23 protein-coding genes are annotated in these 23598 nt (G+C 69.5%); 3 read left to right on the top strand and 20 right to left on the bottom strand.

The window, feature by feature from the left end; genetic code table 11:
* Nucleotides 1–2 precede the first annotated feature (2 nt).
* Nucleotides 3–593 carry a hypothetical protein gene (locus tag OG624_RS27535; protein ID WP_033218851.1) on the bottom strand — a complete coding sequence of 197 codons (591 nt, stop codon included), beginning with the start codon at nucleotides 591–593 and terminating at the stop codon, nucleotides 3–5.
* Nucleotides 594–764: 171 nt separating this feature from the next.
* Between OG624_RS27535 and OG624_RS27530 the strand changes: the two genes are divergently transcribed.
* The 3 genes from OG624_RS27530 (at nucleotide 765) to OG624_RS27520 (ending at nucleotide 4625) form a co-directional block, all read left to right on the top strand.
* Nucleotides 765–1949 carry a sensor histidine kinase gene (locus OG624_RS27530; protein ID WP_033219114.1) on the top strand — a complete coding sequence of 395 codons (1185 nt, stop codon included), beginning with the start codon at nucleotides 765–767 and terminating at the stop codon, nucleotides 1947–1949.
* Nucleotides 1946–2599 (top strand): response regulator, encoded by a 654-nt coding sequence (locus OG624_RS27525; protein ID WP_033218849.1) that lies wholly within the window; start codon nucleotides 1946–1948, stop codon nucleotides 2597–2599. The genes OG624_RS27530 and OG624_RS27525 overlap by 4 nt, the downstream gene beginning before the upstream one ends.
* Before the next feature lie 172 nt (nucleotides 2600–2771).
* Nucleotides 2772–4625: a glycosyl hydrolase family 18 protein gene (locus OG624_RS27520; RefSeq protein WP_033218847.1), complete on the top strand. Its 1854-nt coding sequence runs from the start codon at nucleotides 2772–2774 to the stop codon at nucleotides 4623–4625.
* Between the two features lie 79 nt (nucleotides 4626–4704).
* On the opposite strand, the gene OG624_RS27515 is transcribed toward OG624_RS27520, so the two are convergent.
* The 19 genes from OG624_RS27515 to rho all read right to left on the bottom strand — a co-directional run bounded on the left by OG624_RS27515 (nucleotide 4705) and on the right by rho (nucleotide 23584).
* Nucleotides 4705–5151 carry a DUF2550 domain-containing protein gene (locus tag OG624_RS27515; protein WP_078909216.1) on the bottom strand — a complete coding sequence of 149 codons (447 nt, stop codon included), beginning with the start codon at nucleotides 5149–5151 and terminating at the stop codon, nucleotides 4705–4707.
* 189 nt (nucleotides 5152–5340) lie between these two features.
* The gene (locus OG624_RS27510) at nucleotides 5341–5712 is read right to left on the bottom strand and encodes a F0F1 ATP synthase subunit epsilon (RefSeq protein WP_030720897.1); all 372 of its coding nucleotides are present in this window, start codon (nucleotides 5710–5712) and stop codon (nucleotides 5341–5343) included.
* Between the two features lie 164 nt (nucleotides 5713–5876).
* The gene (atpD, locus tag OG624_RS27505; protein WP_030386949.1) at nucleotides 5877–7319 is read right to left on the bottom strand and encodes a F0F1 ATP synthase subunit beta; all 1443 of its coding nucleotides are present in this window, start codon (nucleotides 7317–7319) and stop codon (nucleotides 5877–5879) included.
* The gene (locus OG624_RS27500) at nucleotides 7319–8236 is read right to left on the bottom strand and encodes a F0F1 ATP synthase subunit gamma (RefSeq protein ID WP_033218842.1); all 918 of its coding nucleotides are present in this window, start codon (nucleotides 8234–8236) and stop codon (nucleotides 7319–7321) included. Before OG624_RS27500 ends, atpD begins: the two co-directional genes overlap by 1 nt.
* Before the next feature lie 20 nt (nucleotides 8237–8256).
* Nucleotides 8257–9852: a F0F1 ATP synthase subunit alpha gene (atpA, locus tag OG624_RS27495; protein ID WP_033218840.1), complete on the bottom strand. Its 1596-nt coding sequence runs from the start codon at nucleotides 9850–9852 to the stop codon at nucleotides 8257–8259.
* A 130-nt stretch (nucleotides 9853–9982) separates the two neighbouring features.
* Nucleotides 9983–10798, bottom strand: a complete 816-nt coding sequence (locus OG624_RS27490; protein ID WP_033218838.1) for a F0F1 ATP synthase subunit delta — start codon at nucleotides 10796–10798, stop codon at nucleotides 9983–9985.
* Complete coding sequence (locus OG624_RS27485) at nucleotides 10795–11340, bottom strand: F0F1 ATP synthase subunit B (protein WP_030008696.1); 546 nt, start codon at nucleotides 11338–11340, stop codon at nucleotides 10795–10797. Before OG624_RS27485 ends, OG624_RS27490 begins: the two co-directional genes overlap by 4 nt.
* A 40-nt stretch (nucleotides 11341–11380) precedes the next feature.
* On the bottom strand, nucleotides 11381–11629 hold the full coding sequence (locus tag OG624_RS27480; protein ID WP_030008695.1) for an ATP synthase subunit C: 249 nt from the start codon (nucleotides 11627–11629) through the stop codon (nucleotides 11381–11383).
* Nucleotides 11630–11703: 74 nt separating this feature from the next.
* Nucleotides 11704–12540 (bottom strand): F0F1 ATP synthase subunit A, encoded by an 837-nt coding sequence (gene atpB, locus OG624_RS27475; protein WP_078909215.1) that lies wholly within the window; start codon nucleotides 12538–12540, stop codon nucleotides 11704–11706.
* 210 nt (nucleotides 12541–12750) lie between these two features.
* Nucleotides 12751–13200: a hypothetical protein gene (locus OG624_RS27470; RefSeq protein WP_033218831.1), complete on the bottom strand. Its 450-nt coding sequence runs from the start codon at nucleotides 13198–13200 to the stop codon at nucleotides 12751–12753.
* Nucleotides 13201–13474: 274 nt separating this feature from the next.
* Nucleotides 13475–14809, bottom strand: coding sequence for an MraY family glycosyltransferase (locus tag OG624_RS27465; RefSeq protein WP_030720916.1), 1335 nt, complete (start codon nucleotides 14807–14809; stop codon nucleotides 13475–13477).
* Nucleotides 14810–14925: 116 nt separating this feature from the next.
* Nucleotides 14926–16155, bottom strand: coding sequence for a serine hydroxymethyltransferase (glyA, locus tag OG624_RS27460; protein WP_033218829.1), 1230 nt, complete (start codon nucleotides 16153–16155; stop codon nucleotides 14926–14928).
* Between the two features lie 164 nt (nucleotides 16156–16319).
* Nucleotides 16320–16976, bottom strand: a complete 657-nt coding sequence (locus tag OG624_RS27455; protein WP_030720923.1) for an arsenate reductase/protein-tyrosine-phosphatase family protein — start codon at nucleotides 16974–16976, stop codon at nucleotides 16320–16322.
* Complete coding sequence (locus OG624_RS27450) at nucleotides 16973–17620, bottom strand: L-threonylcarbamoyladenylate synthase (RefSeq protein ID WP_030720925.1); 648 nt, start codon at nucleotides 17618–17620, stop codon at nucleotides 16973–16975. Before OG624_RS27450 ends, OG624_RS27455 begins: the two co-directional genes overlap by 4 nt.
* A 49-nt stretch (nucleotides 17621–17669) precedes the next feature.
* On the bottom strand, nucleotides 17670–18515 hold the full coding sequence (gene prmC, locus OG624_RS27445) for a peptide chain release factor N(5)-glutamine methyltransferase (protein ID WP_030008688.1): 846 nt from the start codon (nucleotides 18513–18515) through the stop codon (nucleotides 17670–17672).
* Nucleotides 18516–18562: 47 nt separating this feature from the next.
* Nucleotides 18563–19642 carry a peptide chain release factor 1 gene (gene prfA / locus OG624_RS27440; RefSeq protein WP_030008687.1) on the bottom strand — a complete coding sequence of 360 codons (1080 nt, stop codon included), beginning with the start codon at nucleotides 19640–19642 and terminating at the stop codon, nucleotides 18563–18565.
* Nucleotides 19643–19768: 126 nt separating this feature from the next.
* Nucleotides 19769–19987, bottom strand: coding sequence for a 50S ribosomal protein L31 (rpmE, locus tag OG624_RS27435; RefSeq protein ID WP_033218826.1), 219 nt, complete (start codon nucleotides 19985–19987; stop codon nucleotides 19769–19771).
* A gap of 183 nt (nucleotides 19988–20170) precedes the next feature.
* The gene (locus tag OG624_RS27430; protein WP_033218824.1) at nucleotides 20171–21271 is read right to left on the bottom strand and encodes an LCP family protein; all 1101 of its coding nucleotides are present in this window, start codon (nucleotides 21269–21271) and stop codon (nucleotides 20171–20173) included.
* Between the two features lie 231 nt (nucleotides 21272–21502).
* On the bottom strand, nucleotides 21503–23584 hold the full coding sequence (gene rho / locus OG624_RS27425) for a transcription termination factor Rho (protein WP_033218822.1): 2082 nt from the start codon (nucleotides 23582–23584) through the stop codon (nucleotides 21503–21505).
* Between the last annotated feature and the right edge of the window lie 14 nt (nucleotides 23585–23598).

Raw genomic sequence — 23598 nt, 5'->3', positions numbered from 1 at the left:
CGCTAGCGCCCGGTCAGGGAGGACCGGTCCTCGGCGGCGTCCGCCGGGGCCTTCTCCGCGGCCCGCGGGGCCTTGCTCGGCCAGATCGTGTAGGCCACGGCGACCAGGGCGTGGATGCCGACCACGCGCAGGGCGGCGAACTGCCAGCCCTGGAGCGAGCTGACGTCACCCGCGTCGCCCACGTACCAGATCGCCAGCTGCAGCAGCGTCAGGGCGACGGCGGCGGCGATCACCGTACGGATCCAGAGCTTCCACTCGTGCCGGGCCCGCTCCTTCCCGTACCCGGCGCCGGCCGGCTTCGGTCCCCCGGCCAGCCGGTACGCGGCGTGCCCGTCGAGCCACTTGATCGTGTAGTGGCCGTAGGCGACGGTGTAGCCGATGTACAGGGCGGCCAGTCCGTGCTTCCAGTCCGGCTCGGCGCCGTTCTTGAGGTCGAGCGTGGTGACCACCAGCAGGACCAACTCCATCAGCGGCTCGCAGAGCAGGACCGCCGCCCCCAGCCTGGGCATCTTCGCGAGGTAGCGCAGGGCCAGTCCGGCCGCCAGCAGTACCCAGAAGCCGACCTCGCAAGCGATGATCAGCGCGACGATCATGGGACTCTCCGTCCGCTCGGGTTCTCCGTTCCGTATCCAGGCTCCCGTCCGGCCGGGTCCCGCGCGTCGTCTCCATTGACCATCCGGACCTGCATCGTTCGATGTACCGCGACCTCGCCCTCTCCGCCGAGGCGCCGGACCCCGCGCACCCTGTTGGATGGGCCCGTGACCATGAAGATCCACGACCTGCGCCCCCACCGTGACGACATCCTCCTCGCGGTGGTCAGCGTGCTCGCGGGCACGCTGTTCTGGTCGCTCGGTGTCTACAGCAGCCCCAACCGGAACATGCTGCCCGCCTGGGCCGCCCTGGTCCCGCTGGTCGCGCTCGGCTCGATGGAGCTGCTGCGCCGCACCAAGCCGAACCTGACGCTGATCGTGGGCACCGTCGGGGTGATCGCCGACCAGTTCACGGTCGGCAGCCTCGCCACCGTCGTGATCTTCACCGACCTGATGTACGCCGCCGTCGTCTACGGGAAACCGGCCATGGCCCGGCGGCTCCCGGTCACCACCGGCCTGATCACCGTCGTGGCCACCGTCGTCTCGGTGGCCTGGCTGCGCACCCCGCAGGCCCTGCTGATCGGCGTCGTCACCGGCATCGTGAGCTTCGCCCCGGCCCTGACCGGCGCCACCTTGCGCAACCACCGCGAGGCCGCCGTGGCCGCCCGGCTGCGCGCCGAGCAGACCGCCCTGCTGGCCGAGATGGACCGTAGTCAGGCCGTGGCCGCCGAGCGCGCCCGGATGGCCCGGGAGCTCCACGACATGGTGGCCAACCACCTCTCCGCCATCGCCATCCACTCCACCGCCGCGCTCTCCATCGACAAGGCCGACACCAGCCGGGACGCGCTCGGGGTGATCCGCGAGAACAGCGTGCAGGGACTGGCCGAAATGCGCCGTCTGATCGGGCTGCTGCGGGATGCGGGCGGCGATCAGGAGCCGGTCGCCGTGCCCTCCTTGGGCGGCCTTGACGCCCTGCTCGGGCAGGCCAGGACCAACGGCTCGGCGAGCGGGCTGACGTTCGTGCTCCACGACGACCGGCCGTCCGGGGAGCCGGCGGCGGCTCCCGTGGAGCTGGCCGCGTACCGGATCGTCCAGGAGTCGCTGACCAATGCCCTCAAGCACGCCGCCCCGGGCACGGTCACGGTCCGCGTGGCACACGCCGACGGGCTGCTGACCGTGGGGGTGGACTCTCCCTTCGGGGAGCGGCCGGGCCCGCGCGCCCCGGGTTCGGGGGCCGGGCTGATCGGTATGCGGGAGCGGACGGAGCTGCTGGGCGGAGAGTTCACGGCGGGGCGGTCCGGTGCCGTCTGGCAGGTACGGGCGACACTGCCCGCGGAGGAGAAAGCGGTGGAGGCATGACCATTCGGGTGGTGGTGGCGGAGGATCAGGGCGCGGTCCGGGCCGGGCTGGTGCTCATCCTGCGCAGCGCGGGCGACATCGAGGTGGTGGGCGAGGCGGCCGACGGGGAGGAGGCGGTACGCCTGGCCCGGGAGCTACGGCCTGATCTCGTCCTCATGGACGTGCAGATGCCCCGGCTCGACGGGGTGTCCGCGACCCGTCAGGTGGTCTCGGAGGGGCTGGCGGACGTCCTGGTGCTGACCACCTTCGACCTCGACGAGTACGTCTTCGGGGCGCTACGGGCGGGGGCCGTGGGCTTCCTGCTGAAGAACGCGGACGCCGCGGAGCTGATCGAGGCGGTACGGACCGTCGCGCGCGGCGAGGGGCTCATCTCCCCGGCGGTGACCCGCCGGCTCATCGCGGAGTTCGCGACGCCCCGTCCGACGCGGCCGGCCCCGGCGCCGGAGCGGGCCGCCGCGGTCGCCTCGCTCACCCGGCGGGAGCGGGAGGTCCTGAGCGCCTTGGGTGAAGGCCTGTCGAACGCGGAGATCGCGGTGCGCCTGGAGATGGCGGAGGCGACGGCCAAGACGCACATCAGCAGGCTGCTGGGCAAGCTGGAGCTGCGCAGCCGACTCCAAGCGGCGGTACTGGCGCAGGAGTTGGGGATATAGGCGGGTCGGCGCGCACCGGTCTGGACCTCTTGACGGTTGGTCCAGACCTTTCTACGCTCGCCGCAACACTGTGGTGAGCGTGCCATGACAAAGCGTGCTCACGGGCGGCGCAGGTCCCACCCCCATGTCGTAGTCGTCCCCACGACCGCGACGGACCTACGGAGGATCACCCTTGAGCACAGCATCCCCACCCCGCACCAGGCGCACCCGGTTCTTCAGCCGAGTCGCGGCGGTCGTGGCCGCACTCGCCCTGCCCGTCACCGGCCTCGTCGCCCTGGCCGGCCCGGCCCAGGCGGCCGCCTCCGCGACGGCGACGTACACCAAGGTCTCCGACTGGGGCTCCGGCTTCGAGGGCAAGTGGGTGGTGAAGAACACCGGCACCACCACCCTCAGCAGCTGGACCGTGGAGTGGGACTACCCGGCGGGCACCTCGGTCACCTCGGCCTGGGACGCCACCGTCACCAGCTCGGGCACCCACTGGACCGCCAAGAACCTCGGCTGGAACGGAACCCTCGCCCCCGGGGCCACCGCGAGCTTCGGCTTCAACGGCGCCGGCGGCGGCGCCCCGAGCGGCTGCAAGATCAACGGCGCCTCCTGCGACGGCGGCACCCAACCCGGCGACACTCCCCCCACGGCTCCCGGCACCCCCACCGCGAGCAACGTCGCCGACACCTCGCTCACCCTGACCTGGACCCCGGCCACGGACGACAAGGGCGTCAAGAACTACGACGTCTACCGGGGCTCCGGCAAGATCGCCACGGTCACCGGGACCAGCTACGCCGACTCCGGCCTGACCAAGGGCACGACCTACACGTACAGCGTCACCGCCCGCGACACCATCGACCAGACCGGCCCCTCCTCCGGCTCGACGACGGTGACGACGACCGGCGGGGTCATCCCCCCGGACCCGGGCGGCAAGGTCAAGCTCGGCTACTTCACCAACTGGGGCGTCTACGGCCGCAACTACCACGTGAAGAACCTGGTCACCTCCGGCACCGCGGGCAAGATCACCCACATCAACTACGCCTTCGGCAACGTCCAGAACGGCCAGTGCACCATCGGTGACGCCTACGCCGACTACGACAAGGCCTACACCGCCGACCAGAGCGTCGACGGCGTCGCCGACACCTGGGACCAGCCGCTGCGCGGCAACTTCAACCAGCTGCGCAAGCTGAAGAAGCAGTACCCGAACATCAAGATCCTGTGGTCCTTCGGCGGCTGGACCTGGTCCGGCGGCTTCCCGCAGGCCGCCGCCAACCCGACCGCCTTCGCCCAGTCCTGCTACAACCTGGTCGAGGACCCGCGCTGGGCCGACGTCTTCGACGGCATCGACCTGGACTGGGAGTACCCGAACGCCTGCGGCCTGTCCTGCGACACCAGCGGAGCGGCCGCCTTCAAGAACCTGATGCAGGCCGTGAAGTCCCGGTTCGGCGCGAACAACCTCGTCACCGCGGCCATCACCGCCGACGCCTCGGACGGCGGCAAGATCGACAAGGCCGACTACGCGGGCGCCGCGCAGTACACCGACTTCTACAACGTCATGACGTACGACTTCTTCGGGGCCTGGGCGGCCCAGGGCCCGACGGCCCCGCACTCCCCGCTGACCTCGTACGCCGGCATCCCGCAGGCCGGCTTCAACTCCGCCGACGCCATCGCCAAGCTCAAGGCCAAGGGCGTTCCCGGCTCCAAGCTCAACCTCGGCATCGGCTTCTACGGCCGCGGCTGGACCGGGGTGACCCAGGCGGCCCCCGGCGGCACCGCCACCGGACCGGCGCCTGGCACGTACGAGCAGGGCATCGAGGACTACAAGGTGCTCAAGAACAGCTGCCCGGCCACGGGCACCGTCGCCGGCACCGCCTACGCCAAGTGCGGCAGCAACTGGTGGAGCTACGACACCCCCGCCACCATCGCCGGGAAGATGACCTGGGCCAAGCAGCAGGGCCTGCGGGGAGCCTTCTACTGGGAGTTCAGCGGCGACACCACGGGCGGTGAGCTCGCGAACGCGGTCCACACCGGGCTGCAGTAAAGACCGAAGCCGGGGAGACGGGTCCGCCCCCGTCTCCCCGGCTTCTCGTTGTCCGTCGTCCCGTCGTCCAGACGTCCGGCTAGGCCACATTCACCCGCTGGCCGGGGGGCGCCGCCTCCAGCCACGCCAGGAAGCCGGTCAGCGCGTCCTCGCTCATCGCCAGCTCCAGGCGGGTCCCTTGGTGGACACAGCCGAGCACGACGGCGTCGGAGAGCAGCGCCAGCTCCTCCTCGCCCTCCGGGGCGCGGCGGGCGACGACCTCGATGGAGGACCGCTCCAGCAGCCGGCGCGGGCGCGGGGAGTACGAGAACACCCGGAACCACTCGATCCGGTCACCGCTGTACCGTGCGACCCCGTACACCCAGCCCTTGCCGGAGATGTCGGGCTCCTCGGACACACCCCAGCGCATGCTGCAGTCGAAGGTGCCGCCGGACCGCTGAATGAGTCTGCGGCGCAACCCGAAGACAAACAGCCCGATCACCACCAGGATTACGACCAGGCCGCTCACAAGCAGAGCGAGGAGCATCTTCACCGACCTCCTCGCTCATCGAATACACATGAGAACCGGAGCCCCTCCCAGACGAAGTCTGGGGGAGGACCCGCATCGCCTCAGCCGCGACCCGGTCTGGAAAATTCCAGCACGGACCGCGGCTGAGGTCTGCTGAGTCCCGGCGGTCGCCCCCCGGGACTCAAACGATCGAACTCCGACGGGCGTTCAGCCCGTTACGGCGCGCAGCCGGACATCAGCGCGACGCTCGGCGGCCGCATCGGCCTCCGACTTCGCGCGCTCCAGTGCCCGCTCCGCACGCTGGACGTCAATCTCGTCCGCGAGCTCGGCGATCTCGGCCAGCAGGGACAGCTTGTTGTCCGCGAACGAGATGAAACCGCCGTGCACCGCGGCGACGACGGTGTTGCCGTCGCTGGTACGGATGGTCACCGGGCCCGATTCCAGCACACCGAGAAGCGGCTGGTGACCGGGCATGACGCCGATGTCGCCGGACGTGGTGCGGGCGACAACAAGGGTGGCCTCGCCGGACCAGACATTGCGGTCCGCCGCGACCAGCTCGACGTGCAGCTCAGCAGCCAAGGTGGCTCCTCGGGTCACCACCCGGCGGGTCGGCCGGGTGTTGGGTCAAATTCTAATGGGCGTGGGGAGAGGGACGGGACACACCCGCCCCTCTCCGTCCACAGACGCTGTCGGCGTTCGCCGGCGGCCTGCGAACCGGAGCGCTCCGTGAGGAGCGCGCCGGATCAGGAGACGCCCAGCTCCTTGGCGTTGGCCTTCAGGTCCTCGATGCCACCGCACAGGAAGAACGCCTGCTCGGGGAAGTGGTCGTAGTCACCGTCGCAGATCGCGTTGAACGCGGTGATCGACTCGTCGAGCGGAACGTCCGAACCGTCCACACCGGTGAACTGCTTCGCCACGTGGGTGTTCTGCGACAGGAAGCGCTCGACACGACGGGCACGGTGGACAACGAGCTTGTCCTCCTCGCCCAGCTCGTCGATACCGAGGATCGCGATGATGTCCTGGAGGTCCTTGTACTTCTGCAGGATCCCCTTGACGCGCATCGCGGTGGCGTAGTGGTCCGCCGCGATGTACCGCGGGTCGAGGATGCGGGACGTCGAGTCCAGCGGGTCCACGGCCGGGTAGATGCCCTTCTCGGAGATCGGACGGGAAAGAACCGTCGTCGCGTCGAGGTGGGCGAAGGTGGTCGCCGGCGCCGGGTCGGTCAGGTCGTCCGCGGGGACGTAGATCGCCTGCATCGAGGTGATCGAGTGACCACGGGTCGAGGTGATGCGCTCCTGGAGGAGACCCATCTCGTCGGCCAGGTTCGGCTGGTAACCCACCGCGGAGGGCATACGGCCGAGCAGGGTCGACACCTCGGAACCCGCCTGGGTGTACCGGAAGATGTTGTCGATGAAGAAGAGCACGTCCTGCTTCTGCACATCGCGGAAGTACTCCGCCATGGTCAGACCGGCCAGGGCGACGCGCAGACGGGTGCCCGGGGGCTCGTCCATCTGGCCGAAGACGAGCGCCGTCTTGTCGATGACGCCGGAGTCGGCCATCTCCTCGATGAGGTCGTTGCCCTCACGGGTACGCTCACCGACGCCCGCGAACACCGACACACCGTCGTGGTTGTTGGCGACGCGGTAGATCATTTCCTGGATCAGAACGGTCTTACCGACACCGGCACCACCGAACAGACCGATCTTTCCACCCTTGACGTACGGGGTGAGAAGGTCGATGACCTTGACGCCGGTCTCGAACATCTCGGTCTTCGACTCGAGCTCGTCGAAGCGAGGCGCCTTGCGGTGGATCGGCCAACGCTCGGTGACGTTGGCGTTCTCCTCCGGGTAGTTCAGCACCTCACCGAGGGTGTTGAACACCTTGCCCTTGGTGAAGTCACCGACGGGGACGGTGATGCCCTCGCCCGTGTCGGTCACCGGGGCCTGGCGGACCAGACCGTCGGTCGGCTGCATCGAGATGGTACGGACGAGGCCGTCACCCAGGTGCTGCGCTACCTCGAGGGTCAGGGTCTTGAGCGCGCCGTCCTCGGCCGGGTCGGCGACCTGGACCTTCAGCGCGTTGTAGATCTCGGGCATGGCGTCGACGGGGAACTCCACGTCGACGACCGGGCCGATGACCCGGGCGACGCGGCCCGTGGCGGCGGCCGTCTCAACAGTGGTCGTCATTACTTGTCACTCCCCGCGGTCGCGTCAGCCATGGCGCTCGCGCCACCGACGATCTCGCTGATTTCCTGGGTGATTTCGGCCTGGCGGGCCGCGTTGGCAAGCCGGGAGAGGCTCTTGATGAGGTCTCCGGCGTTGTCGGTCGCCGCCTTCATCGCACGGCGGCGGGCGGCGTGCTCGGAAGCGGCCGACTGCAGCAGTGCGTTGTAGATACGGCTCTCGACGTAGCGCGGCAGCAGGGCGTCGAGGACGTCCTCCGCCGACGGCTCGAAGTCGAACAGCGGAAGGATCTCGCCCTTCGCACCGGTCTCCTCCGGAGCCTGATCGAGGCTGAGCGGCAGCATCCGGCCGTCGACCGGGTTCTGCGTCATCATCGACACGAATTCCGTGTAGACGATGTGCAGCTCGTCGACGCCACCCTCGGCCGTTTCCAGCTGGATGGCCTCGATCAGCGGCCCCGCGACGCGCTTGGCGTCGGCGTAGGCCGGGCTGTCGGTGAAGCCGGTCCACGAATCCGCGACCTTGCGCTCGCGGAAGCCGTAGTAGGCCAGACCCTTACGGCCGACGATGTAGGTGTCGACCTCCTTGCCCTCGCCGCGCAGCCGCTCGGTGAGCCGCTCCGCCTGCTTGATGGCATTCGAGGAGTAGCCGCCGGCCAGACCGCGGTCGCTCGTGATGAGCACGATCGCGGCACGGGTCGGCGCCTCGACCTCGGTGGTCAGGGCGTGCTTGGTGTTCGAGCCGGTCGCCACCGCGGTCACCGCACGGGTGAGCTCGGTCGCGTACGGCATCGATGCCGCCACCTTGCGCTGCGCCTTGACGATGCGCGAGGCGGCGATCATCTCCATCGCCTTGGTGATCTTCTTGGTCGCCGTGATGGCACGGATGCGACGCTTGTAGACCCGGAGCTGCGCTCCCATGAGTCAGGTCCCTTCCGTCGTCACTTGGAGACGTTGACGGCCGGTGCGTCCTCGCCCAGGAGCTTGCCGTCCGAGGTCTCGAACTGGCGCTTGAAGGAAGCGATGGCGTCCGCGATGGAGGACAGGGTGTCGTCCGACATCTTGCCGCCGTCGGCGATGGAGGTGAGGAGGTCCTTGCGCTCGCGGCGCAGGTGCTCCAGCAGCTCCGACTCGAAGCGACGGATGTCGTTGACCGGGACGTCGTCCATCTTGCCGGTGGTGCCGGCCCAGACGGAGATGACCTGCTCCTCGACGGGCATCGGCTGGTACTGGCCCTGCTTCAGCAGCTCGACCAGGCGCTTGCCGCGCTCCAGCGAGGCCTTCGAAGCGGCGTCCAGGTCGGAACCGAAGGCGGCGAACGCCTCCAGCTCGCGGTACTGGGCCAGGTCCAGACGCAGACGGCCGGAAACCTGCTTCATGGCCTTGTGCTGGGCGGAGCCACCGACGCGGGAGACCGAGATACCGACGTTCAGCGCCGGGCGCTGGCCCGCGTTGAACAGGTCGGACTCCAGGAAGCACTGGCCGTCGGTGATGGAGATGACGTTGGTCGGGATGAACGCCGACACGTCGTTCGCCTTGGTCTCGACGATCGGCAGACCGGTCATCGAACCGGCACCCATGTCGTCGGACAGCTTCGCGCAGCGCTCCAGCAGACGGGAGTGCAGGTAGAAGACGTCACCCGGGTAGGCCTCGCGGCCCGGCGGGCGGCGCAGCAGCAGCGACACGGCGCGGTAGGCGTCGGCCTGCTTCGACAGGTCGTCGAAGATGATCAGGACGTGCTTGCCGGCGTACATCCAGTGCTGGCCGATGGCGGAACCGGTGTACGGCGCCAGGTACTTGAAGCCGGCAGGGTCGGACGCCGGGGCGGCGACGATCGTCGTGTACTCGAGCGCGCCGGCGTCTTCCAGGGCGCCGCGAACGGACGCGATGGTCGAGCCCTTCTGGCCGATGGCGACGTAGATGCAGCGAACCTGCTTGTTCACGTCGCCCGAGCGCCAGTTGTCGCGCTGGTTGATGATCGTGTCGACGGCCAGAGCGGTCTTACCCGTCTGACGGTCACCGATGATCAGCTGACGCTGACCGCGGCCGACCGGCACCATGGCGTCGATGGCCTTGTAGCCGGTCTGCATCGGCTCGTGGACGGACTTACGGACCATGACGCCAGGAGCCTGGAGCTCCAGGGCGCGACGGCCTTCGGTCGCGATCTCGCCGAGACCGTCGATCGGGTTGCCGAGCGGGTCGACGACGCGGCCGAGGTAGCCCTCGCCGACGCCGACCGAGAGCACCTCACCGGTGCGCTGCACCGGCTGGCCCTCCTCGATACCGCTGAACTCGCCGAGGACGACCGCACCGATCTCGCGCTCCTCGAGGTTGAGGGCGAGACCGAGGGTTCCGTCCTCGAACTTCAGCAGCTCGTTCGCCATGGCGGAGGGCAGACCCTCCACCTTCGCGATGCCGTCGCCGGCAACGCTGACCGTTCCGACCTCCTCGCGCGAGGCCGCGTCCGGCTGGTACGACTGGACAAAGTTCTCCAGTGCGTCCCGGATCTCCTCCGGCCGGATCGTGAGCTCCGCCATCTGGGTTCCCTGCTCTCCTTGTTGGGCCTGAAGCTTCTTAGGGGTCTGGGGGCGACCCCCAGGAATCTTCTGCAAGTTCTGCACGGCCCAACCGGGCCGCTAGGAATGCTTCTGTTCTATTGGTGGCTGGTCAGCCGGCCATGCGGCGCGACGCCTCGGCGAGGCGGTCCGCGATGGTGCCGTCGATGACCTCGTCGCCGACTCGCACCGAGATCCCGCCGAGGACCTCGGGGTCCACGTCGAGGTTCAGGTGCATCTGTCGGCCGTACAGCTTGGCCAGCACCGCGCCGAGGCGCGCCTTCTGGACGTCGCTGAGCGGAACCGCGCTGGTCACGGTGGCGACCATGCGGTCACGGCGCTCGGCGGCGAGCTTGGACAGGGACTCGAGTCCCGCTTCCAGGCTACGTCCACGCGGGTGCGTGACAAGACGGATCACCAGGCGCTCGGTGACGGTGTCCGCCTTGCCGCCGAGCAGGCTGCGCAGCAGCTCGCTCTTGGCGGAGGCGGTGGCACCGCGTTCGGTCAGCGCGGCACGCAGCTCGGTGTTCGAGGAGACGATCCGGCCGAAGCGGAAGATCTCGTCCTCGACGTTGTCGAGCGCGCCCGCCCGCTGGGCGGCCGTGAGGTCGGCGGTGGCCGCCAGCTCCTCCAGCGCGTCCACCAGGTCGCGGGACTGCGACCAGCGGGACCGGACCATGCCGGACACCAGGTCGAGGGTTTCCCCGCCGACCTGGCCGCCGAGCAGGCGACCGGCCAGCTCGGCCTTGGCCTCGCCGGACTGCGCCGGGTCCGTGACGACCCGACGCAGCGAGACCTCACGGTCGAGCAGCGCGGTGACGGCAGCCAGCTCACCGGCGAGCTTCGTCGCGTCGACGGACGTGTTGTCCGTCAGCGCGTCGAGACGCTCACGCGCGGAGGCCAGCGCCTCGCGGCTCGCTCCGTTCATCGGGCCGCCTCGGCCTTCTCCTCAAGCTCGCTGAGGAAGCGGTCGATGGTGCGGCTCTGCCGGGCGTGGTCCTCGAGGGACTCGCCGACGAGCTTTCCGGCCAGGTCGGTGGCGAGCTTGCCAACGTCCTGACGCAGCGCCTGAGAGGCGGCCTTACGGTCCGCCGCGATCTGGGCGTGGCCGGCAGCGATGATCTCCTCACGCTGCCGCTGGCCCTCTGCGCGCAGTTCTTCCTTGAGCGCAGTGCCCTGCTCCAGCGCTTCCTGGCGCAGGCGCGCGGCCTCGTGCCGGGCTTCGGCGAGCTGGGCCTTGTACTGCTCCAGCACGCTCTGGGCCTCGGTCTGAGCGGCCTCAGCCTTCTCGATACCGCCCTCGATGGCCTCGCGACGCTCGTCCAGAACCTTGTTGATGTTCGGGAGGAGCTTCTTCGCGAGGAAACCGAAGACGATGACGAAGGCGATCAGACCGATGACGAGCTCGGGGATCGGCGGGATGAGGGGGTTTTCCGCCTCTTCGGCCGCGAGCTGAACCAGAGGGTTCACATCAGTGCCTTCCGACTAAAGGGTCTGTTCGCTACCGGGATCAGGAGGTCGGGTAGACGAACGGCATGACCAGACCGATGAGGGCGAGCGCCTCACAGAAGGCGAAGCCGAGGATCTGGTTGGCGCGGATCAGGCCGGCGGCCTCGGGCTGGCGGGCCAGGGCCTGGGTGCCGTTACCGAAGATGATGCCGACGCCGACGCCGGGGCCGATGGCCGCGAGGCCGTAACCGATGGAGCCGAGGTTGCCCTTGATTTCGACGCCAGCAGCGAGGGTCTGGAGAGCGGACATGCCGGTTCTTCCTTCTCTTTCATGGACCGGTGGGGGTTGGCCACCGGACGACTGGTGGTTTGGGGGTGGGGCGGTCAGTGGTGCTCGGCGACGGCGCCCTGGAGGAAGCTGCAGGCCAGCAGCACGAAGACGTAGGCCTGGACAGCCTGGATGAAGAGCTCGAACGCGGTCATCACGATGACCATCACGAAGGACACGCCCGCGTAGGCGATGCCGATGCCGTTCAGCAGGTACCAGCTGGCGATCGTGAAGAGCAGCAGCAGCGTGTGACCGGCGAACATGTTCGCGAACAGACGGACCGCGTGGGTGAAGGGGCGGACGATGACGTTCGAGAAGAACTCGATCAGCATGACCAGCGGCAGGATGCCACCCAGCGACTTGTCGTAGCCCGTGAGGTTCTTCAGGCCGCCGACGAAACCGTGGCGCTTGAAGGTGACCGACATCCACATGACGTAGATGATCAGGGCCAGACCGGCCGGGTACGCGATGACCGAGGTCACCGGGAACTGGGCGAGCGGAATGATCGACCAGAGGTTCAGGATCCAGACGAAGAAGAACGTCGCGACCATGAAGGGGACGTACTTCTCGCCCTCCTTCTTGCCCATCGTTTCGTAGACGATGCCGCGGCGCACGAAGTCGTAGCCGGCTTCGGCAACCATCTGGAGCTTCCCCGGAACCAGCTTCGGCTTGGCGAAGGCGGCCCAGAAGAATCCGACGATGATGACGGATCCGAGCAGGGCCAGGAGCATCGTCTTGTTGAAATAGACGGCTCCGTCCATGTCGCCGAAGATCGGCTCGAACAGGAACGAGTGCAGGCCAGGAGCCGGGAAACCACAGCCGTCGAAGATGTGGCAATCGGTCTCGAAGGCGAGCACCTGCGTCGGGTCAGCACTCACCGCGGGCTCCTTCAGCGTGGCGCATAGGTACGGCAACCTCGTTGTGTCGGCGCGGCGCACAGCCGCGGTTCGGCACGGGACTGGTCTTACGGATGTGGGGGCGGCTTGCAGGCAGTGAGCCTCGCGATTGAGCAGGCGTCAGCTCAGATGCCTGCGCCCGCGATGCCGCATATGGCACCGGACGATAGCAGCATCTCGAACGCGCACTTATTCCGCCCCTACCGTTCACGACGAGGGCCCCGTGTTTTCAGGCTTCTCACCCTTGCCACGCTTGGTGGTGGACTCGGGCTCGACGTAAAGGATCTTGGCCTTCATGTGCGCGCGCGTCTGCGCGGCGATCCAAGCAAGGGTCGCCGCGACGATGGTGATCGCGAATGCCCTGGGATTGAACAGCGTCGTGTCCTTGAACACGGCGACGAAGACGAAGAGCAGCAGGATCTGGGTCGTGTAGAGCGCCAGACCCATCATCTGGAACAGATGCGGCAACGACCGTGCCGTCCGCTGCAGGATGACGAATCCGATACCCATGAAGAGAATCACGACGACCGTGGCCGCGATCGCCCCGATCGCCCCCTTACCGCCCGCGACCACGCCACTGACGATGGCGGCAACAGCGCCGACGGCAGCGGTGGGTACGGCGGTGTGCAGAAGGGTTCGGGCGTCATCGGACAGCATGGCGCATGGCTCCGCGTGATGGTGGGGTAACGGGACTCGTACGGGACGAGCGTAAGCCCGGTCCGAGAGAGGACCTCGGGCCAAGGGACCGTCGCACTACGGTCCTTCGGCTCTGTCGCCGGGTTTAGTGAACGGTATCACAAACTATTTGATGAGAGCTTTACCTGCTGGGTGTGCCGACTGTCACACATGAGAGTGACCCTGCGCGTGTGTGCACGACAGGGAGGTGGCTTGTCTGGTAAAGGCCATCCATGTCCGACATGCGAATCGACCGTCAGCGGGTGGATTCAGCCTTACGCCGGTCGGGAAAGCGCGAACGGGGGCCCACGGCAGTCGCTCCGTTGACGCCGGAGACGCCCGCGGCGATCGGCCTCGCGGGCTCCGGCTCCGCACCCGAGGCATTCTGCGCGGCCGCCTCCGCGGCGGCCTCGGCCGCGCGTGCGGCATGGCGGTAACGCGGCGGAACCAGACCCTCCGCCCACCGCGGGGCGCGCGGGGTGAAGCGCGGCAGAAGCAGCAGGATCAGGCCGACCGCACTCAGCGCGACGATCGCCAGCACGATCCACATGGTGGCGGAATGCACCGAATACGCCACCGTGCCGAACGCGATCAGCCCCGACCAGAAGTACATGATCATGACCGCGCGGCTGTGCGAATGCCCGAGTTCCAGCAGCCGGTGGTGGAGGTGGCCGCGGTCGGCTGCGAAGGGCGACTGGCCCTTCCACGTACGCCGGACGATGGCCAGGACCAGGTCCGCCATCGGGATCGCGATGACCGTCAGCGGCAGGATCAGCGGGATGTAGGCGGGGAGCATCGCGTGCGTCGCGTTGCGCTCACCACCGGCGAAGAGGGCCAGCGCGTCCGGGTCCACCTGCCCGGTGAGGGAGATCGCGGAGGCGGCCAGCACCAGGCCGATGAGCATCGAGCCGGAGTCGCCCATGAAGATCCGCGCGGGGTGCATGTTGTGCGGCAGGAAGCCCAGGCACATGCCCATGAGGATCGCGGCGAAGAGCGTCGCCGGCGCGGCCGACTCGATGCCGTAGCCGAACCAGATCCGGTACGCGTAGAGGAAGAGCGCGGCCGCGGCGATGCAGACCATGCCGGCGGCCAGGCCGTCCAGGCCGTCGACGAAGTTCACGGCGTTGATGGTGATCACGACGAGGGCGACGGTCAGCAGGTTGCCCTGCCACTGGGTGAGCGGGACCGTACCGATGCCCGGGACGGGGATCCACAGGATGGTCAGACCCTGCATGACCATCACACCGGCGGAGATCATCTGCGCGCCGAGCTTGATCAGGGCGTCGAGCTCGAACTTGTCGTCGAGGACGCCGACCAGCCAGATCAGGGCCGCGCCGGAGAGCAGCGCGCGCGGTTCGTTCGACAGCTCGAAGACGCCGTTGAGGTTGCGCAGGTGGTCCGCGACCAGCAGGCCCGCGCACAGACCGCCGAACATGGCGATGCCGCCCAGCCGCGGCGTGGGCTCTCGGTGCACGTCACGGGCACGGATCTCCGGCATGGCCCCGGCCGCGATCGCGAACTTCCGCACGGGCCCGGTCAGCAGGTAGGTCACCGCGACCGTGACGCAAAGCGTCAGCAGATATTCACGCACGGGCTGCCCCAGATGTATCGCCGGCCATCTCAGCCCCACACATTAGCTGCGATGTCACCTTCATCGAGGACGCGAGGGGGCGGTATCCCGGTTCCAGTACGCCCTGCTTGTCCTGCTTACTCCCCGTAAGGGGGAAATCCTGTCGTGAGCTCGCCGACCTCCGTACGTGTTTTCACGCCGTCTCCGTCGAGCGCCGCGGCGAACAACGCCGCGATCCGGACCATCTCCTCCTCCCCCATCCCCTGGGTGGTCACGGCGGCCGTTCCCAGCCGCACCCCGCGCTGGTCCCCGTACGGGAGGACGCAGGTGTCCAGCACCATGCCGGCGGCGGCCAGGCGGCCGCGGGCGGTCGGGCCGTCCACACCCAGCGGCGCCGGATCGGCGGTGATCAGATGGGTGTCGGTGCCACCGGTGGTGACCGCGAACCCGTGCTCCTGGAGCGCGCCCGCCAGGACCCGGGCGTTGGCGACGACCCGGTGCGCGTAGGTGGTGAAGGCAGGCCGGGCCGCCTCGCCGAAGGCCACGGCCTTCGCGGCGATGGTGTGCATCTGGGCCCCGCCCTGTGTGAAGGGGAACACGGCCCGGTCGACGCGCTCCGCGTACTCGGCGCCGCACAGCACCATGCCGCCGCGCGGCCCGCGCAGCACCTTGTGCGTGGTCGCGCAGACGACGTCGGCGTACGGGACGGGACTGGGCGCGGCCCCACCGGCCACGAGGCCGATCGGGTGGGCGGCGTCCACGATGAGGTAGGCGCCGACCTCGTCGGCGATCTCCCGGAAGGCCGAGTACTCGGGATGGCGGGGGTAGGAGATGGAACCGCACACGATCGCCTTGGGCCGGTGCGTGTGGGCGAGGCGCTGGACCTGGCGGTAGTCGATGAGACCCGTCGCCGGGTCGACGCCGTACCCGACGAAGTCGAACCACCGCCCGGAGAAGTTGGCCGGCGACCCGTGGGTGAGGTGTCCGCCGTACGGGAGCCCCATCGCCAGCACGGTGTCCCCGGGCCGCAGCAGCGCGGCGTACGCGGCGAGGACGGCGGAGGAGCCGGAGTGCGGCTGCACGTTCGCGTGCTCGGCCCCGAAGAGCGCCTTGGCCCGCTCGACGGCGGTCCGCTCGGCCAGATCGGCGTACTCGCACCCGCCGTGGTGCCGGGCGCCGGGATAGCCCTCGGCGTACTTGTTGGCGAGCGCGGATCCGAGCGTGGCCAGTACCGCGCCGGAGGTGAAGTTCTCCGCGGCGCTCAGCTGCAAGGTGCCGGCCTGCCGCTGCCGCTCCCCGGCCAGTACGTCGGCCATCTGCGGGTCCTGCGCGCGCAGCAGGTCCGTGGGCTGGGTGATGACGCTCATGGCGGCGCTCCAGGGGTACCGGGTTACCAGCCACTGTAGGCCCGTGGACCCCGCGATGCCCTGCCGGCGCGCGGCGGCCCCTCCTCGACGCGGCCCTCGCGCCACGCGGCCCCGGGGGCCTCCCGGGCTTCGTACCGCTGCGCTGGCCTCCGGCCGGCGAACGTTCAGCGTGCCGCGGTCACGCCCGTCAGGGCCGTCACCACGGGATCCAGCGCCTGATTGATCTCGTCGCCGATCGAGCGGAAGAAGGTGATCGGGGCCCCGTACGGGTCGTACACCTCGTCCGCGTCCGGCGACGGCGCCAGCAGCCAGCCGCGCAGTGCCGCGGCGGCCCGTACCAGCGCCCGGGCCCGCTCTGCCATGCCGTCGTCCAGCGGCGGCAGGGTGGCCGGATCTATCGCACGGACCAGTCGGGTGAACTCCTTCAGCGTGAAGGTGCGCAGTCCCGCCGAGTGGCCCATCGAGATGACCTGGGCCCGGTGGTCACGGGTGGCGGTCAGCACCAGGTCGGCGCGTATGACGTGCTCGTCCAGCAGCTCCCGCCCGGTGAAACCGGACGCGTCGGCCCCGAAGTCCGCCAGCACGGCGGCCGCGTTGGCCTCCATCGGGGCGCCCTCGTGGCCCCAGGTGCCGGCGCTCTCCACGATGAGGTCGCCGGTGACGAGCCCGCCGAGGCGGTGCGAGAGGGCATGCCTCGTCAGCCGCTCGGTGATGGGCGAGCGGCACACGTTCCCGGTGCTGACGTGGAGTATGCGGAAAGTGTTTCCCCCGGCTACCGCCGGGCGGTACCCCCCTGCTATGCCACGCCCCTCAGGGCTCACGGGGCGACCTCGAGGTCGGGTACGACCTCCCGCAGCTGGTCTGCGGTGAGTGCCCCTTCGCGCAGCAGGACGGGAACCTTCCCGGTGACGTCGACGATCGACGACGGCTGGATGCCGGGCGTCGGGCCGCCGTCCAGGTACACGGACACGGAGTCCCCGAGCATCTCGCGCGCGGCGTCGCAGTCCTCGGGCGCCGGGTGACCCGACAGGTTGGCCGAGGACACCGCCATCGGGCCGACCTCGGTCAGCAGCTCGATCGCGACGGGGTGCAGGGGCATGCGTACGGCCACGGTGCCCTGGGTGTCGCCCAGATCCCACGCCAGCGAGGGCTGGTGCTTGGCGACCAGCGTCAGGGCGCCCGGCCAGAAGGCGTCGACGAGCTCCCAGGCCTGCTCGGAGAAGTCCGTGACGAGGCCGTGGAGCGTGTTCGGGGAGCCGATGAGCACCGGGGTGGGCATGCCGCGACCCCGACCCTTGGCGGCGAGCAGGTCGTGGACGGCCTCCGGGCTGAAGGCGTCCGCGCCGATCCCGTACAGGGTGTCGGTGGGCAGCACGACGAGCTCGCCGCGGCGCACGGCGGATGCGGCTTCACGCAGACCCGTCTTACGGTCCGTCGCGTCGTTGCAGTCGTATCGCCGGGCCATCAGCGGGCCTCCTCGTGCAGCAGGGGGGTGGCGGTAGTCGTCGCGCCGGTCACGGCAGGGCCTTGCGGGCCGTCGCGAAGCGCGGGCGGTTGTTGAGGTCCGGGTGGTCGGCCGCGTCGGCCCAGCCCCGCTCCTCGGCGAAGATCCACGGCACCTGGCCGCCCTGGGTGTCGGCGTGCTCGATGACGACGATGCCGCCGGGTCGCAGCAGCCGGTGGGCGGTGCGTTCGATGCCGCGGATGGTGTCGAGGCCGTCCTCGCCGGAGAAGAGCGCCATCTCCGGGTCGTGGTCGCGGGCCTCGGGGGCCACGTACTCCCACTCGGTGAGCGGGATGTACGGCGGGTTGGAGATGACCAGGTCGACCTGGCCGTCGAGCTCGGGCAGCGCGCTGAGGGCGTCGCCCTGGTGCACGGTGACCCGGGAGCCCTCGGCGTTCTTACGGGTCCACCGCAGGGCGTCCTCGGACAGCTCGACCGCGTGCACGCGCGAGCGCGGCACCTCCTGGGCCATGGCCAGCGCGATGGCGCCGGAGCCGGTGCACAGGTCCACGATCAGCGGCTCGACGACGTCCATCGCGCGCACGGCGTGTATGGCCCAGTCGACGACCGACTCGGTCTCGGGCCGGGGCACGAAGACCCCGGGACCGACCTGGAGCTCCAGGTACCGGAAGAAGGCGCGACCGGTGATGTGCTGGAGCGGCTCGCGCGCCTCGCGGCGGGCGACGGCCTCCCAGTAGCGGGCGTCGAAGTCCGCGTCCTTGACGTGGTGCAGTTCCCCCCGTTTGACGCCGTGCACGAAGGCGGCGAGCTCCTCCGCGTCGAAGCGCGGTGAGGGCACGCCGGCGGCGGCCAGCCGCTGGGTGGCCTGGGCCACCTCGGCAAGCAGCAAGTTCACGCTGGTCCTCCGGGCTGCTGTCGTACGGGGGGTGGTGCGGGGTCGGGTCAGTGCGCGGCCGCGAGCTTGGCCGCGGAGTCCGTGTCGACACAGGCCTGGATGACCGCGTCGAGGTCACCGTCGAGCACCTGGTCCAAGTTGTACGCCTTGAAACCGGTCCGGTGGTCCGAGATCCGGTTTTCCGGGTAGTTGTACGTACGGATCTTCTCGGAACGGTCCACCGAGCGCACCTGGCTGCGGCGCACGTCCGAGGCCTCCTGCTCGGCGGCTTCCTGGGCCGCGGCCAGGAGCCGCGAGCGCAGGATGCGCATGGCCTGCTCCTTGTTCTGGAGCTGGCTCTTCTCGTTCTGGCAGGAGGCGACCACACCGGTCGGGATGTGCGTGATGCGCACGGCCGAGTCGGTGGTGTTGACGGACTGGCCGCCGGGGCCGGACGAGCGGTACACGTCGATGCGGAGGTCGTTCATGTTGATCTCGACCTCGACCTCCTCGGCCTCCGGGGTGACGAGCACGCCGGCGGCGGAGGTGTGGATGCGGCCCTGGGACTCGGTGGCCGGAACCCGCTGGACGCGGTGCACGCCGCCCTCGTACTTCAGGCGGGCCCACACGCCCTGGCCGGGCTCGGTGGCGCCGTTGCCGCCCTTGGTGCGGACGGAGACCTGGACGTCCTTGTAGCCGCCGAGCTCGGACTCGGTGGCGTCGATGATCTCGGTCTTCCAGCCCACGCGCTCGGCGTAGCGCAGGTACATGCGCAGCAGGTCGCCGGCGAACAGCGCCGACTCGTCGCCGCCCGCGCCCGCCTTGACCTCCAGGAGGACGTCCTTGTCGTCGCTGGGGTCGCGCGGAACGAGCAGCAGGCGGAGCTTCTCGGTGAGCTCCTCGCGCTGTGCGGTCAGTTCCTTGGCCTCGGCGGCGAAGTCGGGGTCGTCGGCCGCGAACTCCTTGGCCGTCTCGATGTCCTCGGCGGACTGCTTCCAGGCACGGAAGGTCGCGACGATCGGCGTCAGCTCCGCGTAGCGCTTGTTCAGCTTGCGCGCGTTGGCCTGATCCGAGTGGACCGAAGGGTCGGCGAGCTTCTTCTCGAGATCGGCGTGTTCGCCGACCAATTCCTCGACCGCTTCGAACATCGGGGGACTCCTGGGGTGAAAAGTGCGAAGGACTGCAGGGGGGACGTGCCGGAACGACGACAAAGGCGCCGGTCCGGCCGCCCCCGAATGGACAGGGGGCGGCCGGAGACCGGCGCCTGGGTCGCGCTACTTCTTGGCCGCACCCTTGCCGAAGCGCGCCTCGAAGCGGGCCACACGGCCACCGGTGTCGAGGATCTTCTGCTTGCCCGTGTAGAACGGGTGGCACTCGGAGCAGACCTCGGCTCGGATGGAGCCCTCGGTCAGGGTGCTACGGGTGGTGAACGACGCGCCGCAGGTGCAGCTGACCGCGGTCTCGACGTACTCGGGGTGAACATCGCGCTTCAAGGTGTCTCCTAGATTCGGGAGGGCGCCGGGTCGCAGGAGCCGAATTGCGTACTGCGTGAACCGGGGCCGACAGACCAGTCTGCCAGGACCGGGCTGCCTGTCAAAATTCTGAGGACGCCTCCCTCAACGGCAAGGGGTCCCCGTCTATTCCGGACGGGCCCGCGGCCCCTGCCGCGCGGGGCTCTACTGCACGATCGACCCGGCGGCGCTCTTGTCGCCGGCGGAGTTCACGGTGGCCTCGGCGGGGATCGGCCGGTCCGCCAGCAGGGCGTCCCAGACCATCTTGGTCTCCTTGGTGAGCGGGGCCACGCGGTTCGGGTCGCGGGGGTCCGTGGTCACCGGCAGCGTGATCATCTGCATGTCCTGGGCGTCGATGCCCTGGAGTCCCTGGGCGAAGCCCATGAGGGATTTCACGTCACCGAGCGGCTTGTCGGTGGTGATCGCCCTGGTCGCGGAGTCGGCGATGTCGAACAGCTTCTTGGGGTTGTCGAAGAGCCCGATGCCCTTCACCTGCTTGATGAGCGCCTTGATGAAGGCCTGCTGGAGCTGTATTCGACCCAGGTCGCTGCCGTCGCCGACGCTCTTGCGGGTGCGTACGAGGCCCAGGGCCTGTTCGCCGTTCAGTTTGTTGGTGCCGGCCGCCAGGTCGAGGTGGCTGGAGCCGTCCTTGATCGGCTTGGTGGTGGTCACCTCGACGCCGCCGAGATTGTCGATGATCTTCTTGAAGCCGGTGAAGTCGACCTCTATGTAGTGATCCATGCGGATCCCCGACATCTTCTCGACGGTCTTGACCGCGCAGGCGGCCCCGCCGACGGTGAACGCCTCGTTGAACTGGGTGCGCTGACCCCCGGGGTCGGTCTTCCCGCCCGACGTCGCGCAGGAGGGCCGGGAGATCATGGTGTCGCGGGGTATGGACACGACACTGGCCTTCTCGTGGCCCTCGTAGAGGTGGATGATCATCGCGGTGTCGGAGCGGGCGGAGCCGCCGTCGTCCTGGCCGTATTCGCCGTTGGCGCCGCCGCGGGAGTCGGATCCGAGGACGAGGATGTCCATCGAGCCGTTGTCGACGTTCTGCGGGCGGTCGGTGCCGAGCGCCTGGTCGATGTCGACGGTCTTCAGGTTCCCGTTCAGCTTGAAGTAGAAGAAGCCGAGGCCCGCTCCCCCGAGCAGGACCACCCCCGCCGCGCTCCAGGCGGCCACGGCGAGGGCCTTGCGGCGCTTCGCCGGCTTGCGTCGGCGCCGGGCCGCGGCACGCCCGCCGTGGTCCTTGCTCTCCTCGGTCATGCTCTCCTCAGTCCTGGGTCCGGTCCCCTGGTCGATTCGGCCCGCCGTTCACCCGCGGGTCCCCTGACACAGACGGGTGTACGGCGCGCAGGGTTCCATTCCGGGCCGAACCCTCGGCAAGGGCACGTACACCCCGTGAAGGGCGCGTATGCCCCGTCAGGGCGCCCGTACGCGCGACAGCCCCCGCCGCGGGTGCGGCGGGGGCTGTCGCGGTGATGCGCGAGCCGGACGTCAGTCGTCGTTCTTGCCCGACGGGGTCGTCTTCGCGATCTGCATCAGGAACTCGGCGTTGGACTTCGTCTGCTTCATCTTGTCGAGCAGCAGCTCGATCGCCTGCTGCGAGTCGAGCGCGTGCAGCACCCGGCGCAGCTTCCAGACGATGGCGAGCTCCTCCGCGTTGAGGAGGATCTCCTCCTTGCGGGTGCCCGACGGGTCGACGTCGACAGCCGGGAAGATGCGCTTGTCGGCGAGCTTCCGGTCGAGCTTGAGCTCCATGTTGCCGGTGCCCTTGAACTCCTCGAAGATCACCTCGTCCATGCGCGAGCCGGTGTCGACCAGCGCGGTGGCCAGGATGGTCAGCGAGCCGCCGTCCTCGATGTTGCGCGCGGCACCGAAGAAGCGCTTCGGCGGGTACAGCGCGGTCGAGTCGACACCACCGGACAGGATGCGGCCGGAGGCGGGCGCCGCGAGGTTGTACGCGCGGCCCAGACGGGTGATGGAGTCCAGCAGGACGACCACGTCGTGACCCAGCTCGACGAGACGCTTGGCGCGCTCGATGGCCAGCTCGGCGACGGTGGTGTGGTCCTCGGCCGGGCGGTCGAAGGTCGAGGAGATGACCTCGCCCTTGACCGACCGCTGCATGTCGGTGACCTCTTCCGGACGCTCGTCGACCAGGACGACCATCAGGTGGCACTCGGGGTTGTTGGTGGTGATCGCGTTGGCGATCGCCTGCATGATCATGGTCTTACCGGTCTTCGGCGGGGCCACGATCAGGCCTCGCTGACCCTTACCGATCGGCGACACGAGGTCGATGATGCGGGTGGTCAGCACGCCCGGGTCGGTCTCCAGGCGGAGCCGGTCCTGCGGGTACAGCGGGGTGAGCTTCTGGAACTCCGGGCGGCCACGGCCGGATTCGGGCGCCATGCCGTTCACCGAGTCCAGACGCACGAGGGCGTTGAACTTCTCGCGGCGCTCGCCGTCCTTGGGCTGGCGCACGGCACCGGTGGTGTGGTCACCCTTGCGCAGGCCGGCCTTGCGGACCTGGGCGAGTGAGACGTACACGTCGTTGGGGCCGGGCAGGTAGCCCGAGGTCCGGATGAACGCGTAGTTGTCGAGGATGTCGAGGATGCCCGCGACGGGGATCAGGACGTCGTCGTCGGCGACCTGCGGCTCGCTCGGCGCGAACTCGTCGCGGCCTCGACGGCCACGGCGGTCGCGGTAGCGGCCGCGACGGCCACGACGGCCGTCCTCACCGTCGAAGTCGTCCTGGGGGCCGTTGTCCTGGCGGTCCTGACGGCCCTGCTGCTGACCCTGGCCCTGGCCCTGGCCTCGGCCGCCCTGCTGCTGGCGGTCGGCGCGGTCCTGACGGCCGCCGCCCTGGCCGCCCTGGCCGCCCTGACCCTGGCCGGCCTGGCCCTGGTCGTCGGCCTTGGCGCCGCGGTCACGGCGGTCGCGCTGACGGTCGGTGCGCTCGGCACGGTCACCGCGGTCACGGCGGTCGCGACGGCCGCGGCCCTCGCCCTCCTGACCCTGCGCCTGGCCGGCGGAGACCGCGGTGGCGGCCTCGGCCTTGGCCTCGGACGGGGCGGTGGCGGCGGGCGCGGTCTCGGTCTTCTGCTCGACCTGGACGGCGACGGGGGCCGAGGCCTCCGGGCTGCCGGAGGGGGCCGTGGCCCGACGGCGGCGACGCTCGCCGACCGGGGCGTCCTCGCTGGCAGGCTGGCCCGGGATCTCGATCTGCGCTTTCGCGGCGGGCTTCTCGGCGGGCGCCTCGGCGGCGGCCTCACCCGTACGGGCCTTGCTGGTGGCGCGGCGCTTCGGCTTGGCCTCGGCGGTGTCTGCGGCGGCGGAGGCGGCTGCCTTGGGGGCACCGCTGCCCGCCTGCGCCTCCTTGATGACCTCGATCAGCTGGCTCTTGCGCATCCGCGCGGTGCCCCTGATCCCGAGGCCCGACGCGACCTGCTGCAGCTCGGCCAGGACCATGCCGTCAAGGCCGGTGCCGGTGCGTCGACGCTTGGGTGCGGCGCCCGCGGCGGGGGCACTGGTGTCGACAGAGGTGTCGGCAGCGCCCATCAGATCGGTGGTGTCGCTCACGAAGGGTCCTTCCC

Origin of the sequence: Streptomyces virginiae, assembly GCF_041432505.1 — a bacterium.
In the GTDB taxonomy this organism is placed as follows: domain Bacteria; phylum Actinomycetota; class Actinomycetes; order Streptomycetales; family Streptomycetaceae; genus Streptomyces; species Streptomyces virginiae_A.
This window is presented reverse-complemented; position numbering and strand designations above follow the sequence as displayed.

What these genes read in the sequence shown, in the direction of transcription:
- OG624_RS27525 (WP_033218849.1), top strand. Translation starts at nt 1,946, where the DNA reads ATGACCATTCGGGTGGTGGTGGCGGAGGATCAGGGCGCGGTCCGGGCC.
- OG624_RS27480 (WP_030008695.1), bottom strand. Translation starts at nt 11,629, where the DNA reads ATGTCCGCTCTCCAGACCCTCGCTGCTGGCGTCGAAATCAAGGGCAAC.
- atpD (WP_030386949.1), bottom strand. Translation starts at nt 7,319, where the DNA reads ATGACGACCACTGTTGAGACGGCCGCCGCCACGGGCCGCGTCGCCCGG.
- OG624_RS27470 (WP_033218831.1), bottom strand. Translation starts at nt 13,200, where the DNA reads ATGCTGTCCGATGACGCCCGAACCCTTCTGCACACCGCCGTACCCACC.
- OG624_RS27430 (WP_033218824.1), bottom strand. Translation starts at nt 21,271, where the DNA reads ATGACCGAGGAGAGCAAGGACCACGGCGGGCGTGCCGCGGCCCGGCGC.
- OG624_RS27500 (WP_033218842.1), bottom strand. Translation starts at nt 8,236, where the DNA reads ATGGGAGCGCAGCTCCGGGTCTACAAGCGTCGCATCCGTGCCATCACG.
- OG624_RS27530 (WP_033219114.1), top strand. Translation starts at nt 765, where the DNA reads ATGAAGATCCACGACCTGCGCCCCCACCGTGACGACATCCTCCTCGCG.
- OG624_RS27450 (WP_030720925.1), bottom strand. Translation starts at nt 17,620, where the DNA reads ATGGCCCGGCGATACGACTGCAACGACGCGACGGACCGTAAGACGGGT.
- prfA (WP_030008687.1), bottom strand. Translation starts at nt 19,642, where the DNA reads ATGTTCGAAGCGGTCGAGGAATTGGTCGGCGAACACGCCGATCTCGAG.
- glyA (WP_033218829.1), bottom strand. Translation starts at nt 16,155, where the DNA reads ATGAGCGTCATCACCCAGCCCACGGACCTGCTGCGCGCGCAGGACCCG.
- OG624_RS27535 (WP_033218851.1), bottom strand. Translation starts at nt 593, where the DNA reads ATGATCGTCGCGCTGATCATCGCTTGCGAGGTCGGCTTCTGGGTACTG.
- OG624_RS27490 (WP_033218838.1), bottom strand. Translation starts at nt 10,798, where the DNA reads ATGAACGGAGCGAGCCGCGAGGCGCTGGCCTCCGCGCGTGAGCGTCTC.
- OG624_RS27515 (WP_078909216.1), bottom strand. Translation starts at nt 5,151, where the DNA reads ATGCTCCTCGCTCTGCTTGTGAGCGGCCTGGTCGTAATCCTGGTGGTG.
- atpA (WP_033218840.1), bottom strand. Translation starts at nt 9,852, where the DNA reads ATGGCGGAGCTCACGATCCGGCCGGAGGAGATCCGGGACGCACTGGAG.